Below are 14,132 nucleotides of genomic sequence, written 5' to 3'. Positions count from 1 at the left end.
TTACAGTCGATAATTATTATATCATAAATTTGTAAAAACAGACCTGTCTGTAGTTTTTTATTTTCTTTAGAAAATGGAACACCATTAAAATGTGTGTGTAGAAATCCTGCCAAATTTGACCACTTCAATACCCTGAACCAGCTGTTTTTTCATAATTGATGGAGCAGCTATGTTTTACTCCATTATGACAGTTTCTTTCGCCCAAAAAAAGAGAGCGACATCATCTCGCTCCTTTTTTCATTGTTTTATCTTAAAATGCGAATAATCCTTTAAAGAAATTCTTTATATGATACCATATCCACTCAAACGTTTGGTCTACGGTTTCCAGTTCTCCGTTGACTCCTCCTGCAGAGGCCATCAGGCCGCCGCCTTCCAGCTCCGATTCGCCGTCTAAAAGCTCTCCATTAAACAAGGTAACATTGCCGTCCACCGTTCCAAGCACTAATAAATCACCGTTTTTCACGTAGACATCTCCGGAAACAGTGACACCCTCGGGCACAATCACGGTGTCTCCATCAACGACAAGCTCTTCCTGTGCAGAAACAACAAGCTGATCCGTTCCTTGATTAAAAGTGGAGGAAAGACTGCCTATCATCAACAAGAAGAAAATAGCTGCTGCAACAAGGATTGGATGATGTTTAAACCAGCGCTTATACTTTACCGATTTCTTTTCTGTCGGCAATTTATTCATAACATTTTCTGTAAAACCAACCGGGGCTTCCATCCGTTCCGCACTTTTTATTAAAGCAATGGTTCGATGAAGCTCATGAAAATGCTTCTGACAATCTTCACAATCCTCCAGATGCCTTCTTAGTAAGCTTTCTTCTTCTGCGGAAATATCCCCATCTAAATAGTCATGCATTTTTTTTATATACTCTTTATTGCAGCTCACATCAAGCACGCTCCTTTACACATGTCGAAGCCTCTTTCTCAAGGCCTCTCTTCCACGATGAATCCGCGTTTTTACCGTACCAAGAGGAACATCAAGAATTTCACTGATTTCCTTTAGTGAAAATTCTTCCAGATACCTGAGCATGATAATACTCCGGTATTTAGAAGGAAGCTGAGAAATCTCATGATGAATATACCGCTGCAGTTCTCTGCTTTCCACTTCTTCTCCAGGCAGACGTTCCGTACTGGCAAGCTGAGAATACATATCCAAACCTTCTGTCCCTTTTACTTCTGCATCAAGATGAAAGTCCGGTTTACGCTTGCGCATGCGGTCAATGGTTAAATTCGTAGCTATGCGGTATAACCATGTAGAGAATTTTCTGCTCTCATCAAATGAATCAATATTCACATATGCACGTATAAACGCTTCTTGTGCAATATCTTCCGCTTCGTGCTTATTACCCAGCATACGGTAGCAGTGCTGGTATATTTTATCTTGATAAAAGGATACGACATCCGAAAAAGCAGATTGGTCTCCTTTTTTAACTTCTATAATCTTTTTCTTTATAAATTGGTCCATCTAATTACCTCCGCACTATGCGGTACTCTCTATACGAAACAACCGCTTGTAAGGTTTCACATTTTAAAAAAGAATGTTTATTTTTTTTCCGACAGGGTATATCTAACGATAAGTATACTAAAAAAGGAGTGAAATTTGTGGATAAAAAATCGTTATTCATGGAGATTGAACAGTGCAGGCAAGAAATGCTGGCATTGTCTGAGGAGCATGGATTAGACTCAGAACCTGTTCTGTCCACAAGCGAAAAATTGGATGCATTAATTTTTGCTTATTTAAAAAAAACCTCTTAAATCATCCTTACTCAATTTTCAAAGACATGTCCTGTGTATGTCTTTTTTTGTTACATTTCCTATCCACAAACATCTCTATGTAATCTTCCCCTCACCAACTATATCTCTATGAATAATAATATCTTATTTTGTCCTTCACTTCATTAAACATTTTTTATTTTTTATAAGAAACTTGAAAATATTTGAAGATGGTATCAGAATTCCTTTGATTTAAATGCAAAAATAAAAGAACCGATTTACAATGCATCGAATTGCAAAACGGCTCTCCTTTATCTTTTCTAATATTTCTTAAACAGAATGATTCTCTTCCATCACCGTCTCTCCGCCGGTAGAAGGAGATAACGTCAAAGCTTTGATTCCTGCTTCTTCCCACGCATGCGCTAGTTGTTCCGCAGCTTCCTGCGAAGGCATAAAAGCAATCCCGCAATCTCCGCCTCCAGCGCCAGAAGGCTTTCCTGCGCCACCCAAATCCTCTGCCAAGTTACATAAGACGGTTAAATCGGGTGTCTCAATATTTGTATCTGCTGCTTTCCCAACTTGATTCAACGCTTTTCGGTTAGCTGTTATCCCAGCAAATAATTGATTGATATCATTGTCTTTTGAGCCAGTTAAAAACTGAGATACGGCATGTTCACTGTCTTTCAGAAATGAAGTATAAGCTTTCGCATTGTTTATTTTCAATAAGCGCACCTGGTTCACTAAATCTTTCGTAGATGCAGCACTGCCTGTCCAGCCTACACAAAAGTAAACATTTTCTGGCAGCGTAATCGGCTTCGTTTTATAATATTTCCAATCCTTCTCTACGACTTCTGTGACAGACCCCGCTTCCTGGTACGCTTCGAGAAGCCAATCTGCCTGAAAAGAAGAGAATTGAAGCAGCCCGCCATAAGTGGATGCAGCGATATCTGCTCCCGATCCGTTTCCTTGCGTAATCACATGCGATATCGCAGCCAGACGGAAAATGGTATCTTTTTCAGCCAATTGCGGAGCCTGAAAACGTAATACTCCCGCTACGATAGAAGTAACAATCGCTGCACTGGAGCCCAATCCATATTTCACGCCAGAGGCATCATCCAGCTCACTGCGTGTAGAAACATGCATCGGAAGAACTGGCAGTCCTTGTTCTTCTAAATAACGATATGTAATCCGGAGTGCATTCTTAACAAAAGACAGCCTGGGATCGTCTGAATCAATATGTATGTCTGTCTCTCGCCAAGACCATGGAACCTTATGAAGAGAAAAGTCCGAAAGAGTCAGCTGGTGGCTATCCGCTTCCGCTACCGTCGCATAGACAAAACGGTTCACAGCCATCACTGCCAGATTCTGATAAGGCTCTAATACGGCAAATTCTCCCGCAATCATTAATTTCCCTGGTACTTTGACCGTGATTGATTTTGCCACCATATTATCCTCCTATCTATAGCTTATTCCGCTTCCGGGTTTGCTGATTATAATATCCTCCACGCCTTCTGTTGCCTGCAGGCGTTTTTTCACCTTAGCTTCGTTTTCTGGTAAATATAAAACTTTTACATTCGGGCCGGCATCAATCGTAAAAAAGGCAGGAATCCCTTGTTCTCTTAAGGTTTGTACCGTCTGCATCACTCGCATCGTGGTATCCTGCCAGTATGTAAACGGAGGATTCGCTCCCAAAGTTGTAGCATGCATGCGCATGCAGTTCGCTTCTGCAACGCTTCCCATCTTCTCAAAATCCTTCACTTTAATGGCTTGTTTTATTTCTTGCAGATCCTTTGCTGTCTGCTCCAGCCAGCCTGCATAAAAAGGAGAGGTTTCTACGGTACGGCGCATCCCCTCCCTGCTTGAGACCTTTTTCTCTGTTTTTGACAAAACCACAGCAGCAATGCGAATATCCCAGTGTGACTTGTCAGCAATTTGCACGGCAAACGAATCGGATCCATCTTCCCGTTTCCCCATCTGCCATTCAACAAAACCGCCGAAAATCGAACGGGAAGCAGAACCAGAGCCTTGACGAGCCAGCTTCGATAATTCCGTATCATTTAGAGAAAGTCCGATTGCTTTGGAGCTTGCTGCAGCTAATGCTGCAAGACCAGATGCAGAAGAAGCAAATCCGGCAGCAGTAGGAACATGATTCACAGATTGAACCTGTGCATAGATTTCCTTTCCAGAAAGAGCACGCACCTTATCTAAAAATATCGCTACCTTTCCAAGCGCATCTCCTTCTACATTCTGTTCATTCAAATGAAAGGAATCTTTTTTTAACCCTTCCTGAAAATGAACGGTTGTCTCTGTAGAAAAACCATCTAATGTCACGGAAAGGTTACTGTTGGCAGGAAGAATCAATGATTCATTCCGCTTCCCCCAATACTTGATTAAAGCAATATTCGTATGCGCTCTTGCTGTTGCCTTCATATTATTTGAATCTCCTTTTCTACAATCCCTGTCAAATCATTCTTTTCATGCGGCTTCATTCAGCCGGGGAAAAGCCCCGCCGAATGAGGCATCGCTTTATTTCTTCAAAACAAACGGCCAGACTGCTGCTGCACCAAAACGGCGTAATTTCTCTGCCAGCTGCTTTGAATGAACTTCATTTTGCGCAAGCGCAATGATACAACCGCCATTTCCTCCGCCTGTCAATTTCGCACCTAAAGCCCCTTCTTCCCGGGCAAAGCGAATCAATTTATTTAAACCGGCATCACTGACTCCTAATGCTTCCAGTTCTTTTTGTGCTTCATTTAACAGTTGACCTAAAAACTGTTTACTAGCTTTTTCCAATGCATCTTTTGCATGATGCGTTAACGCCCCGATCCGTTCTATTTTGGAATGGATACGCTGCGGAGCTGCTTTTAACAGACTTGCTACCGATTCAACTGATGTACGTGTATCCCCAAATCTGCCGGAGTCTGCAACAATAAAATGCAGGTCTTCTCCTAATTCAATGTGCTCAACAGGACTTCCTTTTTTATACCACACTGGTTTATCGGAAGTGATCGTTAAGGTATCCAGCCCGCTTGGTGCTCCATGCGCATAGGTTTCTGCCACATTCGCTAATTGCAGCAAATCTTCTGTCGAGCATTCCTTATCGCAATAATGGAATAAAGAGCGAATAATAGAAATAGCGACAGATGCACTTGAACCAAGACCCTTTCCTGGCGGTACCGAGGAATTAATCCGTATTAACAAATCCTTATAAGGAATCCCAAGATATTCACAAGAACTAGAGACACATTCCACAATTCCTTCCAGCTCTTTCGGGGCATGCCGCAATGGGCCATGATAAAAGGTACTGTCCATTTTCACCGCTCCAGGAACATACTCAATTACCGTCTCTACGCCAATTAAAGGAAATGGAATAGCAATTGCCGGCTGCCCGTGTACAACCGAATGCTCTCCAATTAAAATGACCTTACTATGAGCTACGCCAATAGCTGTTTTTTCCGATGCTGTTACTTTTTCTGCACTCATTGTTTATACTGTTCCACCAATTCTTTAGCTTTTCCCACACGGATTTCTTGTTGTTCTACTAATTGTTTTGCTATCACATCAATCATCTCCCCAGTTGCTCCGCCAGCTATCGCAACAGAACGTGAATGAAGCGCCATATGCCCTTTTTGAATCCCATCGGTCGCCAACGCTTTGAGCGCTCCAAGATTTTGAGCAAGACCAACTGCTACAATTACCTGCGCAAGCTCTTCTGCTGATTCAATTTGCATAACGGATAAAGAAAAATCAGCTAATGGGTGCACGCGAGTCGCTCCCCCGACAGTTCCTATCGACATTGGCAACTCAATTTCACCAACGAGATTACCTTCTTCATCCTTTGACCACGTAGTCATGGAGCCATAATGACCATTTCTGGCAGCATAAGCATGTGCCCCCGCCTCTACTGCCCGCCAATCATTTCCTGTCGCAATCACAACAGGGTCAATGCCGTTCATAATCCCTTTATTATGCGTTACTGCACGATACGGGTCAGAGGCAGCAAATTCATACGCATGGATGACACCATCTCTGACCTCTTCTCCAGCAAACGAACCTGTTTTTAGCAGATGCGGAGGTATTACACATTTTGCTGTAGCCAGGCTGCGATCGGCATAGTTCGATAAAATACGCAAATGCACTTTTCCTTTGGTTATTTCTTCCACGATTGGCGCAATCGATTCCACCATGGTATTAATCATATTCGCTCCCATGGCGTCACAGGTGTCTACATAGATATGCATGACCAGCATTTTGCTATAAGACGATGCATCGTTCTCATTCAAAACCCGTACATCTAAGTCTCTCACACCGCCTCCGCGGCTGACAATGCTTGGATAGGCATCATCGGCAGCTTTCATTAATATATCTTTTTGACGAAGGATTTGCTGCTTTGCTTCTTGAAAATCCGGACATCCAACCACTTGAATCTGCCCAATCATCAGTCTTTCTTTTGATTCTGTCCGAAAACCGCCAGCCTCTCTGACTATCTTCGCAATATGACTGGCAGAAGCAACAACAGAAGCTTCTTCAATAGCCATCGGTACTACATATTCTTTCCCGTTTATTAAAAAGTTTAATCCCAATCCGAATGGTAATTGATAGGTGCCAATGACGTTTTCAATCATATTATCTGCTTTTCCTACCGTAAGCGCATCGGCGTTAGACAAATTTTGCGTTTCTGCATCTGTTAAAGTAAAGGCCTCACGTAATAATGCCCGCCTTTCTTCTACCGTCATATTATAAAAACCTGGTATTCTTGAAGAGGTCATGCCTAGCTCATCCTTTTTATTTATCATATCTGAAATATGCTTTTTTATTACAATGTACTAAAATAAACTATTTTGATTATAACACGAATTCTATCGTTTTTTCATTCAGAAGATACTTATTTCGTGACTGAAACTATGTTTGCAGCATTACCGTAATGCATTGGTATTTCCAGCTTCTAACATATACCAAAAACGCTGGACTGCTCAGACTATGGCAGGCTCTTTACTAACGTTGAACTGTTGTTCAAATAATATGAGATTTTTATGCTGATAAAGAAAAAAACGAGATAAGATTATCCCGTTTTTCTGTGTTTTATACTTGTCATGCTTGTAGTGAGCCATGAAGGATTCGAACCTTCGACCCTCTGATTAAAAGTCAGATGCTCTACCGACTGAGCTAATGGCTCCTATGATAAGACAGGTTATTATATATAGCCCTGTCCATAAAAAAATACTATTATCAGTAATAGTATTATCATGTATTTCTTCTAAAAAATAAAAATGGCTGGGCCACCAGGATTCGAACCTGGGGTACACGGGATCAAAACCCGATGCCTTACCGCTTGGCTATGGCCCAACAAAAACATGGTGGAGGGGGGCAGATTCGAACTGCCGAACCCTGAGGGAGCGGATTTACAGTCCGCCGCGTTTAGCCACTTCGCTACCCCTCCATATTATTGTTAACCATATTATCAATTATATACATGAAAAAATGGTGCCGGCCAGAGGACTTGAACCCCCAACCTACTGATTACAAGTCAGTTGCTCTACCAGTTGAGCTAGGCCGGCGTGATGGTGGAGGATGCAGGGCTCGAACCTGCGACCCCCTGCTTGTAAGGCAGGTGCTCTCCCAGCTGAGCTAATCCTCCATTTGGTGACCCGTACGGGATTCGAACCCGTGTTACCGCCGTGAAAGGGCGGTGTCTTAACCGCTTGACCAACGGGCCATAATGCGTTTCTGAGAGGCTTTTTGAAAGCTTCTCTCGCAAACTGACGAATTTTATTATATCGAGGAACCAACCGTTTGTAAAGGGAAAAATGAAAAAAACTTTATTTTATTTTTCAAAAGTCGATAAATCACTCCACCAAACCCGTTATGACACTATTTCCAAGGCTTCTCATTTCTTATTTCCTCTCTTTTCTTCTATAAATATAAAACCAGCGTGAGTATCTTTTTTGACAACAAGAATTCTCCGGCAGGAAAGTACCGTATATTTTCCCGACTGCGATTACCTGGGTTCTGAATCGGCAAAGCGGTCCAACTGAACTGCTTTTTTACTTATCACACATACTTCTTATAGAAAAGAAAAACAGTTTATAACTTTATCACCTGGTACTAATCCGTTATAATAGATGCTAAGTTAAATGTTGAATGGAGGATACGTATGACAAAATTATTAGAAGGTAAAAACATTGTTGTAATGGGCGTCGCTAACGAAAGAAGTATTGCTTGGGGTATTACAAAATCTCTACATAATGCCGGAGCGAACCTTATTTTCACCAATAGACAGGAAAGATCCTACAAAAAATTAGTAAAACTTTTAGAGAAGCATGAAATTGAACCAAAAGCAATCATCTCTTGCGATGTTGAATCCGATGAAAGTATTCAGGGAGCCTTTCATGAAATAAAAGAAAAAATCGGCGTGATTCACGGCTTGGTTCACTCTGTTGCCTTTGCTAAACGGGAAGACCTGCAGGGTGAATTTGTCACTACTTCCCGCGATGGTTTCCTGCTTGCTCAAGAAATCAGCGCTTATTCCTTAGTAACCATAACAAATGCTGCGAAGGAACTGATGACTGAAGGCGGTTCGATCGTGACACAAACTTACATCGGAGCAGAACAAGTCGTTCCTGGCTATAACGTGATGGGTGTTGCTAAAGCTTCTCTGGAAGCAAGCGTCCGCTACCTAGCTGAAGATGTGGGCAAAGATGGCATTCGTGTGAACGCTGTGTCAGCCGGCCCAATCCGTACACTCTCTGCAAAAGGAGTAGCTAATTTCAACGAAAAATCTCAAGTTGTGGAAGAAAAAGCTCCGCTGCGCCGCAACATCGATCAAGACGAAGTTGGAGATGCAACATTATTCCTTCTTAGCGAACTGGCACGTGGAATCACCGGCGAAGTATTGCATGTAGATGCCGGATTCAATATTATTGGCGGCTAATCTCTCAAAAACTGTCTCTCTTCATTATTTAAGAAGAGACAGTTTTTTTATTGGCTAAATCCATGTTCTCTACTACGTTTAATCACTTTTTATTGCGGGAACAAGTAGTAATGGATATTCAAAAAGGCTGATAACGTATTATTGAATATTCTTTATTGAAAAACAAGCAAAGGGGTGGAGAAAATGTATAACTATATACAGCATTATATTAACGGTCAGTGGGTTGATTCCACTGGAAACGAAACAATTGATGTAATCAACCCTGCAACCGAAGAAAAAATTGGTGAAATCAGCTCTGGTACCAAAGAGGATCTTGATAAAGCAGTTCAAGCTGCACGGGATGCTTTCCCGGCGTTTTCACAAACAACCAAAGAAGAACGTGCTGATTTATTAGACCGAATCGCAGATGAATATGAAAAACGAAAAGATCAATTTATTGAAGTTATCATGGCAGAGCTTGGCTCTCCAGTAACATTTACAACCAACGTACAATATCAGATGGGATTAAATCATTTCCGGACAGCGGCAAAACTGGTACGTGATTTTGACTTTACTGAAAACCGGGAAAACTCCTTTATCCAAAAGGATGCGATTGGCGTCGCTGGTTTAATCACGCCTTGGAATTTCCCGACAAATCAGGCGTCTACAAAGCTGGCTAGTGCGTTTGCAGCGGGCAGCACCGTCGTATTAAAACCATCAACAGAAACACCTTTCGCGGCTGTCTTATTAAAAGAAGTGTTCGAAGCTGCCGGTGTTCCAAAAGGCGTATTCAATCTGGTAAACGGAACAGGCTCTACCATCGGTAACGGCATCAGCTCTCATCCAGATATCGACTTTGTATCCTTTACAGGATCCGGCGGCGTAGGTACGAAAATTATGGAAAACGCCGCTCAAGATATTAAAAAGGTTTCCTTAGAGCTTGGCGGCAAATCGCCAATTGTCGTATTGGATGATGCAGATGTGGATTATGCTGCAAAAACAGCTATTTCCCATATCGCTGGCAATACAGGTCAAGTATGTACAGCAGGAACGCGAGCATTGGTCCCAGAATCCATGCATGATGATTTTATCCAAGCGATTAAAAACCATATTTCCGAATATCCTGTCGGCGATCCAAAAGACAAGTCTACTTTCACCGGACCACAGGTATCGGAGGATCAATGGAAAACCGTTCAAGACTATATCCAAAAAGGAATCGACAGTAACGCAACTCTAGTTACCGGCGGAACAGGTAAACCAGAAGGCTTGGAAACCGGATATTATTCTAAACTGACTGTATTTACTAATGTAAAACCTGAAGATACGATTGCCCAGGAAGAGATTTTCGGTCCTGTACTTTCCGTTATCACCTATAACGATTTAGATGAAGCAATTGAAATTGCCAATGGTACAATTTATGGGTTAGCAGGCTATGTTGTCGGTAATGATCCGGAGGCGCTGACCAAAACAGCAAAAAGCCTTCGCTCCGGCAGAATTGTAGTCAATAATGAACAAGCTGACTTTACCGCTCCATTTGGCGGTTTCGACCAGTCTGGTATTGGACGCGAATGGGGAGATTACGGCATCGAAGAATTCTTAGAACCAAAAACGATTGTCGGCTTACCTTAATAAATACCACATCCATTGTCAGCAGCAAATGAGCTGCTGACAATTTTTTTGTAAAAAACTCCTTGACAACCCCTCTAAAAACCTGTAAATTTTAAATCGTAACGATTACGAATAATAAGAATTACAGGTTCATTGTTTGTTTTTTACGAAGCAAACCATAATAGTAAGGATTACTTATTTTTCTTTTTTATAAGAAATTCAAACGCACTATATAAATTAATGGAGGTTCAATTCAATGAAAAAACGGGTCATTCTCTTTTTCGGTTTATTCCTTCTTTTCCTTGCAGGCTGTCAATCCGCAGAGGACAGTCAGGATGGAGATCAGGAACAGCTTGAAATTTCTACTACTATTTTCGCATTAGAAGATTTTATTTCCAAAATCGGCGGCGATTATGTCGATGTAGAAAGCATCTACCCGCCAAATGCGGATGCACACACATACGAACCAAGCTCACGTGAGATGGTCGATTTAGCTAAGAAGGATTTATTTATTTATTCCGGTGTCGGCATGGAGCCTTTTGCTTCCAAAGCGGGGGATATTTTAGAAGGAGAAAATGTAGAGGTTTCTGCCATCGGTGAAGATATCCCTCTTCGCGGAGAAGCGGAGCACGCTCATGAGAATGAAGAAGAACATTACAACGAGGAAGAAGCAGAGGACAACGGCGACATTATCATTGACGGCATCAATGACCATTACCACAGCGGCGATACAGCTTCCATAGAAGCAGAAGCAAATGTCGATGAAGACATCGCGGGATGGAACTGGTATTTCCGCACAGAGGGTTCAGAGGAATGGGAATTGGATGAAGAAGCGGACGATGCTTCCTTTGAAACACAAATCAACGATACGTTAGAAGTAAAACTGGAGCTTGAAGATGCAGATGGAGAAGTAATTGCCGAATCAGGCGTCGTTGAATTATTGATCGATAATCATGACGGCGAAAGCGGTGTGGGTGATCCGCATGTTTTCCTTGACCCTGTCATCAGCATTCAATTAGCTGAAAATATTACCGATCTTCTTATCGAAAAAATGCCAGAACATGAAGCATATTTCACGGAGAACTTAGAGGAATTAGAAGGACAATTGGAACAGGTGGATCAGGAATTAGCACAAACGATTGAGAACGCAGACCATCCGCAAATGATTGTCTCCCATGCAGCATATGGCTATTGGGAAGATCGATACGGCTTAGAACAAATCAGCATCCATGGACTCTCCTCTTCGCAGGAGCCTTCTCAGTCTGCTTTGGTGGAAATAGTGGATACTGCCCGCGAATATGATTTAAAGTATGTTGTCTTTGAACGAAATATCAGCAGCAGAATTAGTGAAATTATCCAAGACGAAATTGGCGCTGACAGTGCTGTACTGAGCAATATGGAGACTATTACCGAAGAGGATATAGAAAACGGCGAAGATTACTTCAGTCTAATGGAAAAAAATATTGAAACGTTAAAAACCGTACTAAATGATTAAAAAGAAGCTTTCAGCCAGATATGATTTATCAGGTTGAAAGCTCCTTTTTTGTTCTATTATTCAGAAACCGGATAAGCATAGGCAACAAAACGATCCGGCGCACTGCCCACAAAGTGGAATGGATAACAGGTAGTGACAACTAATACCTCTTCCCCCATCTCACCGATGACAGAAGTGTCATCCTCAGGCACAATTTCCGTTTCTCTTATTTCATACGTATACTCACCATAAGGCATCTGCACCACAAATGTATCCCCTATCTCCAATTCACCAAAATCACGAAAAACCGTATCCCGATGCCCGGATAAGAGGATTTGCTCCCCCTGCCCAGGAAAAACGGAATTGGATAAGTGTCCGACTCCTTTTTGCAATGAATCTGGGTCTGTCCCCTCCACAATAGGCAACGTTTTTCCCAATTTAGGTATCTCTAATGTAGCAAATGCTTCGTCCTGGTCCGCATCGAACGCTTCTATTGATTTTTCTGTATCCTCCCCGCCTGCTTCACCCTGCTCATTGGCGCCTTGTTTGATTCTTTCCTCCGCCTGAATCAAAGACTGCTTTTGCGATTGTTCGTGTCCTATAATTTGATAGCCAAAAACACCAATACAAATGACACCTGCTATTATAAAAAGGATTCCTATCCGTTTCATTGAAGCCGCTCCTTCATCAACCAAAATATGTATCTCCAACACTGAATCTATAACAATTATACTATACTTTCGCTTTTCTATCCAAACCTCGCCAGAAGTTATTTTTCACCGTTTTCATATGTTATAATTAATTTCTAAAATAGAAATAAAGAGGTGCGCAATGAATACCGGTCAACGAATCATTCAATTACGGTCGCAACGAAATTGGACACAAAAAGAGCTGGCTAAACAAGTAAATATGAACGTCAGTGTCATGAATCGGATCGAATCTGGCGAACGCCCAATTAAAGGAGAAGAATTAACCGCTATTGCCGATACATTGAAGGTTACTGCAGACTATTTATTAGGCAGAGCAGAAGAAGCTCCTTCTAGTGCAGCTGACCACGAGAATGAATTGGTCCAGCACATTCAAAAGATAAGTCCCGATGCCGAAGCGATGCTCCGTGATATGGCAGCTCTCACTCCCGAGGAAATGCAGGATGTGTATGATTATATGCTATTTAAAAAAAGCAGAAGAAAGGATTGAGAATCCTGTTTCTATCTGATTTGCCCCATGACGTTGGCACGATGATTTAAAATGCACCCAAGCTGTTGAACAGCCATTCTTTTAAACTTCTACCTGAAAGGGGTGATGTATTGCCAAAACCCGAATTCGCCTGCCCTCCGGCGAATGTACAGTTTCTTTGTAAAAGGTACAATGAAATACCTATACGATAGAGGGAAAAATACAATCATAAATGGAAACGCACTCAAAAAGCAGAAAGCGAGGATAATAATATGAGAAAACCAGTCGTTGGAATCAGCTATAAAACATATGTTAACACAATCGACAAAGCAACGGAATTAGTAAAAGCCTTAGCAGAAGTGGCCAAAAACGAAAACGAAGTAGAAAAATTCGCCTTCCCATCTTTAGGTGTCCTCTACCCAGCAGCACAAGCCTTAAAAGGGTCTGAAATTGCCTTTGGCGCACAAAATATTTCACCCTATGAAAATGGCGCTTATACCGGAGAGGTTTCAATTGAATCTATTATCGACATAGGCGCAACCTATGTGGAAATTGGCCATGCAGAAAGACAACGTATTTTCCACGAAACACTGGATATGATTCATTTGAAAACAAAACTTACGCTGGAAAAAGGACTGACCCCCGTTCTATGCATTGGTGAAGAGGAATACTTAGAGAATAAATTGGAACGTAAACAGGTGTTGAAGGAACAAATCCTTACTTCCTTTGGTGAAGTCGACGTAAAACATATTGGAAGGACCATCTTAGCTTATGAGCCAGTCTGGGCAATCGGAAAGACAGAAGCAGCCGATGCAGCATATGTGCATCAGACACATGAACTGATCCGCGAAATTGTTAAAGAAGCATATTATGCAGAAACAGCGGAAGCCATCCGTATCATTTACGGCGGCTCGGTGAGCAAAGACAATGTCTATGAAATTACCGCCCATGACGATGTAGACGGGGTTTTCATCGGCCGATTCGGACATGACCCTGCAAATTACAAACAAATTCTTCATACAGTGAAACAAGTAAAAATAAAATAAAAGCAAATGAAATAAAATAATAATTGATATAAAAAATGATTGAAACCTTCAACGTCCTCTCGTATATCTAAAATATATACTTTGAATCAAAAGAATCTTTTTCTGTAGAATTGTACACAGTCGAAAAAAATGCTTCCATAAAGTACGCAATTTTATTTTCATTTTTTATCAAATTGATTAAAAACGAAAATAAAAGTTG

At 41.6% G+C, this 14,132-nt stretch carries 13 protein-coding genes and 6 tRNA genes; 6 read left to right on the top strand and 13 right to left on the bottom strand.

Annotated elements, in window-relative coordinates:
- Window positions 1–250 precede the first annotated feature (250 nt).
- Together rsiW and sigW are read right to left on the bottom strand one after the other, a co-directional pair.
- Window positions 251–892: an anti-sigma-W factor RsiW gene (gene rsiW, locus ACFO3P_RS11050; RefSeq protein ID WP_042531051.1), complete on the bottom strand. Its 642-nt coding sequence runs from the start codon at window positions 890–892 to the stop codon at window positions 251–253.
- A 15-nt stretch (window positions 893–907) separates the two neighbouring features.
- Window positions 908–1,471, bottom strand: coding sequence for an RNA polymerase sigma factor SigW (gene sigW / locus ACFO3P_RS11045; protein ID WP_042531049.1), 564 nt, complete (start codon window positions 1,469–1,471; stop codon window positions 908–910).
- Window positions 1,472–1,608: 137 nt separating this feature from the next.
- On the opposite strand from sigW, the gene ACFO3P_RS11040 reads away from it, so the two are divergent.
- On the top strand, window positions 1,609–1,761 hold the full coding sequence (locus tag ACFO3P_RS11040; RefSeq protein WP_139089041.1) for an aspartyl-phosphate phosphatase Spo0E family protein: 153 nt from the start codon (window positions 1,609–1,611) through the stop codon (window positions 1,759–1,761).
- 288 nt (window positions 1,762–2,049) lie between these two features.
- Here the strand turns inward: ACFO3P_RS11040 and ACFO3P_RS11035 are convergent, their stop codons facing one another.
- From ACFO3P_RS11035 to ACFO3P_RS10990, 10 genes are all read right to left on the bottom strand, one after another.
- Window positions 2,050–3,165 carry a phosphomevalonate kinase gene (locus ACFO3P_RS11035; protein ID WP_042531047.1) on the bottom strand — a complete coding sequence of 372 codons (1,116 nt, stop codon included), beginning with the start codon at window positions 3,163–3,165 and terminating at the stop codon, window positions 2,050–2,052.
- A gap of 9 nt (window positions 3,166–3,174) precedes the next feature.
- The gene (gene mvaD / locus ACFO3P_RS11030; protein ID WP_193064931.1) at window positions 3,175–4,149 is read right to left on the bottom strand and encodes a diphosphomevalonate decarboxylase; all 975 of its coding nucleotides are present in this window, start codon (window positions 4,147–4,149) and stop codon (window positions 3,175–3,177) included.
- 96 nt (window positions 4,150–4,245) lie between these two features.
- Window positions 4,246–5,202, bottom strand: a complete 957-nt coding sequence (gene mvk / locus ACFO3P_RS11025) for a mevalonate kinase (protein WP_042531043.1) — start codon at window positions 5,200–5,202, stop codon at window positions 4,246–4,248.
- Window positions 5,199–6,488 carry a hydroxymethylglutaryl-CoA reductase, degradative gene (locus ACFO3P_RS11020; RefSeq protein WP_193064930.1) on the bottom strand — a complete coding sequence of 430 codons (1,290 nt, stop codon included), beginning with the start codon at window positions 6,486–6,488 and terminating at the stop codon, window positions 5,199–5,201. Before ACFO3P_RS11020 ends, mvk begins: the two co-directional genes overlap by 4 nt.
- Before the next feature lie 334 nt (window positions 6,489–6,822).
- A tRNA-Lys gene (locus tag ACFO3P_RS11015) sits at window positions 6,823–6,895 on the bottom strand.
- A 95-nt stretch (window positions 6,896–6,990) separates the two neighbouring features.
- Window positions 6,991–7,065: transfer RNA gene (locus ACFO3P_RS11010), tRNA-Gln, on the bottom strand.
- A gap of 9 nt (window positions 7,066–7,074) precedes the next feature.
- Window positions 7,075–7,159 (bottom strand) — tRNA-Tyr (locus ACFO3P_RS11005).
- A gap of 42 nt (window positions 7,160–7,201) precedes the next feature.
- Window positions 7,202–7,277: transfer RNA gene (locus tag ACFO3P_RS11000), tRNA-Thr, on the bottom strand.
- Window positions 7,278–7,281: 4 nt separating this feature from the next.
- Window positions 7,282–7,357, bottom strand: a tRNA-Val gene (locus ACFO3P_RS10995).
- 3 nt (window positions 7,358–7,360) lie between these two features.
- Window positions 7,361–7,435: transfer RNA gene (locus ACFO3P_RS10990), tRNA-Glu, on the bottom strand.
- Window positions 7,436–7,873: 438 nt separating this feature from the next.
- Between ACFO3P_RS10990 and fabI the strand changes: the two genes are divergently transcribed.
- The 3 genes from fabI to ACFO3P_RS10975 all read left to right on the top strand — a co-directional run bounded on the left by fabI (window position 7,874) and on the right by ACFO3P_RS10975 (window position 11,732).
- Entirely contained in the window at window positions 7,874–8,650 is a 777-nt protein-coding gene (gene fabI / locus ACFO3P_RS10985) for an enoyl-ACP reductase FabI (RefSeq protein ID WP_042531039.1), read from the top strand.
- A gap of 183 nt (window positions 8,651–8,833) precedes the next feature.
- The gene (locus ACFO3P_RS10980; protein ID WP_289585386.1) at window positions 8,834–10,258 is read left to right on the top strand and encodes an aldehyde dehydrogenase family protein; all 1,425 of its coding nucleotides are present in this window, start codon (window positions 8,834–8,836) and stop codon (window positions 10,256–10,258) included.
- Window positions 10,259–10,493: 235 nt separating this feature from the next.
- Window positions 10,494–11,732, top strand: coding sequence for a metal ABC transporter solute-binding protein, Zn/Mn family (locus ACFO3P_RS10975; protein WP_193065335.1), 1,239 nt, complete (start codon window positions 10,494–10,496; stop codon window positions 11,730–11,732).
- Between the two features lie 56 nt (window positions 11,733–11,788).
- Here ACFO3P_RS10975 and ACFO3P_RS10970 read toward each other — a convergent pair whose 3' ends face one another.
- A complete protein-coding gene (locus ACFO3P_RS10970) occupies window positions 11,789–12,382 on the bottom strand; it encodes a class D sortase (RefSeq protein ID WP_193065334.1) in 594 nt (197 codons plus the stop codon).
- A gap of 160 nt (window positions 12,383–12,542) precedes the next feature.
- On the opposite strand from ACFO3P_RS10970, the gene ACFO3P_RS10965 reads away from it, so the two are divergent.
- Both ACFO3P_RS10965 and tpiA read left to right on the top strand, forming a co-directional pair.
- Window positions 12,543–12,908, top strand: a complete 366-nt coding sequence (locus tag ACFO3P_RS10965; RefSeq protein WP_193065333.1) for a helix-turn-helix domain-containing protein — start codon at window positions 12,543–12,545, stop codon at window positions 12,906–12,908.
- Between the two features lie 251 nt (window positions 12,909–13,159).
- Window positions 13,160–13,933 (top strand): triose-phosphate isomerase, encoded by a 774-nt coding sequence (gene tpiA, locus ACFO3P_RS10960; protein WP_193065332.1) that lies wholly within the window; start codon window positions 13,160–13,162, stop codon window positions 13,931–13,933.
- Window positions 13,934–14,132: the final 199 nt, after the last annotated feature.

The organism is Oceanobacillus aidingensis (assembly GCF_042654105.1).
Classification (GTDB): Bacteria; Bacillota; Bacilli; order Bacillales; family Amphibacillaceae; genus Oceanobacillus; species Oceanobacillus oncorhynchi.
Note: the sequence above shows the minus strand (reverse complement) of the source record. Positions and strands in the feature narration are given on the sequence as shown.

What these genes read in the sequence shown, in the direction of transcription:
- sigW (WP_042531049.1), bottom strand. Translation starts at nt 1,471, where the DNA reads ATGGACCAATTTATAAAGAAAAAGATTATAGAAGTTAAAAAAGGAGAC.
- ACFO3P_RS11035 (WP_042531047.1), bottom strand. Translation starts at nt 3,165, where the DNA reads ATGGTGGCAAAATCAATCACGGTCAAAGTACCAGGGAAATTAATGATT.
- mvaD (WP_193064931.1), bottom strand. Translation starts at nt 4,149, where the DNA reads ATGAAGGCAACAGCAAGAGCGCATACGAATATTGCTTTAATCAAGTAT.
- mvk (WP_042531043.1), bottom strand. Translation starts at nt 5,202, where the DNA reads ATGAGTGCAGAAAAAGTAACAGCATCGGAAAAAACAGCTATTGGCGTA.
- ACFO3P_RS11020 (WP_193064930.1), bottom strand. Translation starts at nt 6,488, where the DNA reads ATGACCTCTTCAAGAATACCAGGTTTTTATAATATGACGGTAGAAGAA.
- fabI (WP_042531039.1), top strand. Translation starts at nt 7,874, where the DNA reads ATGACAAAATTATTAGAAGGTAAAAACATTGTTGTAATGGGCGTCGCT.
- ACFO3P_RS10980 (WP_289585386.1), top strand. Translation starts at nt 8,834, where the DNA reads ATGTATAACTATATACAGCATTATATTAACGGTCAGTGGGTTGATTCC.
- ACFO3P_RS10975 (WP_193065335.1), top strand. Translation starts at nt 10,494, where the DNA reads ATGAAAAAACGGGTCATTCTCTTTTTCGGTTTATTCCTTCTTTTCCTT.
- ACFO3P_RS10970 (WP_193065334.1), bottom strand. Translation starts at nt 12,382, where the DNA reads ATGAAACGGATAGGAATCCTTTTTATAATAGCAGGTGTCATTTGTATT.
- ACFO3P_RS10965 (WP_193065333.1), top strand. Translation starts at nt 12,543, where the DNA reads ATGAATACCGGTCAACGAATCATTCAATTACGGTCGCAACGAAATTGG.
- tpiA (WP_193065332.1), top strand. Translation starts at nt 13,160, where the DNA reads ATGAGAAAACCAGTCGTTGGAATCAGCTATAAAACATATGTTAACACA.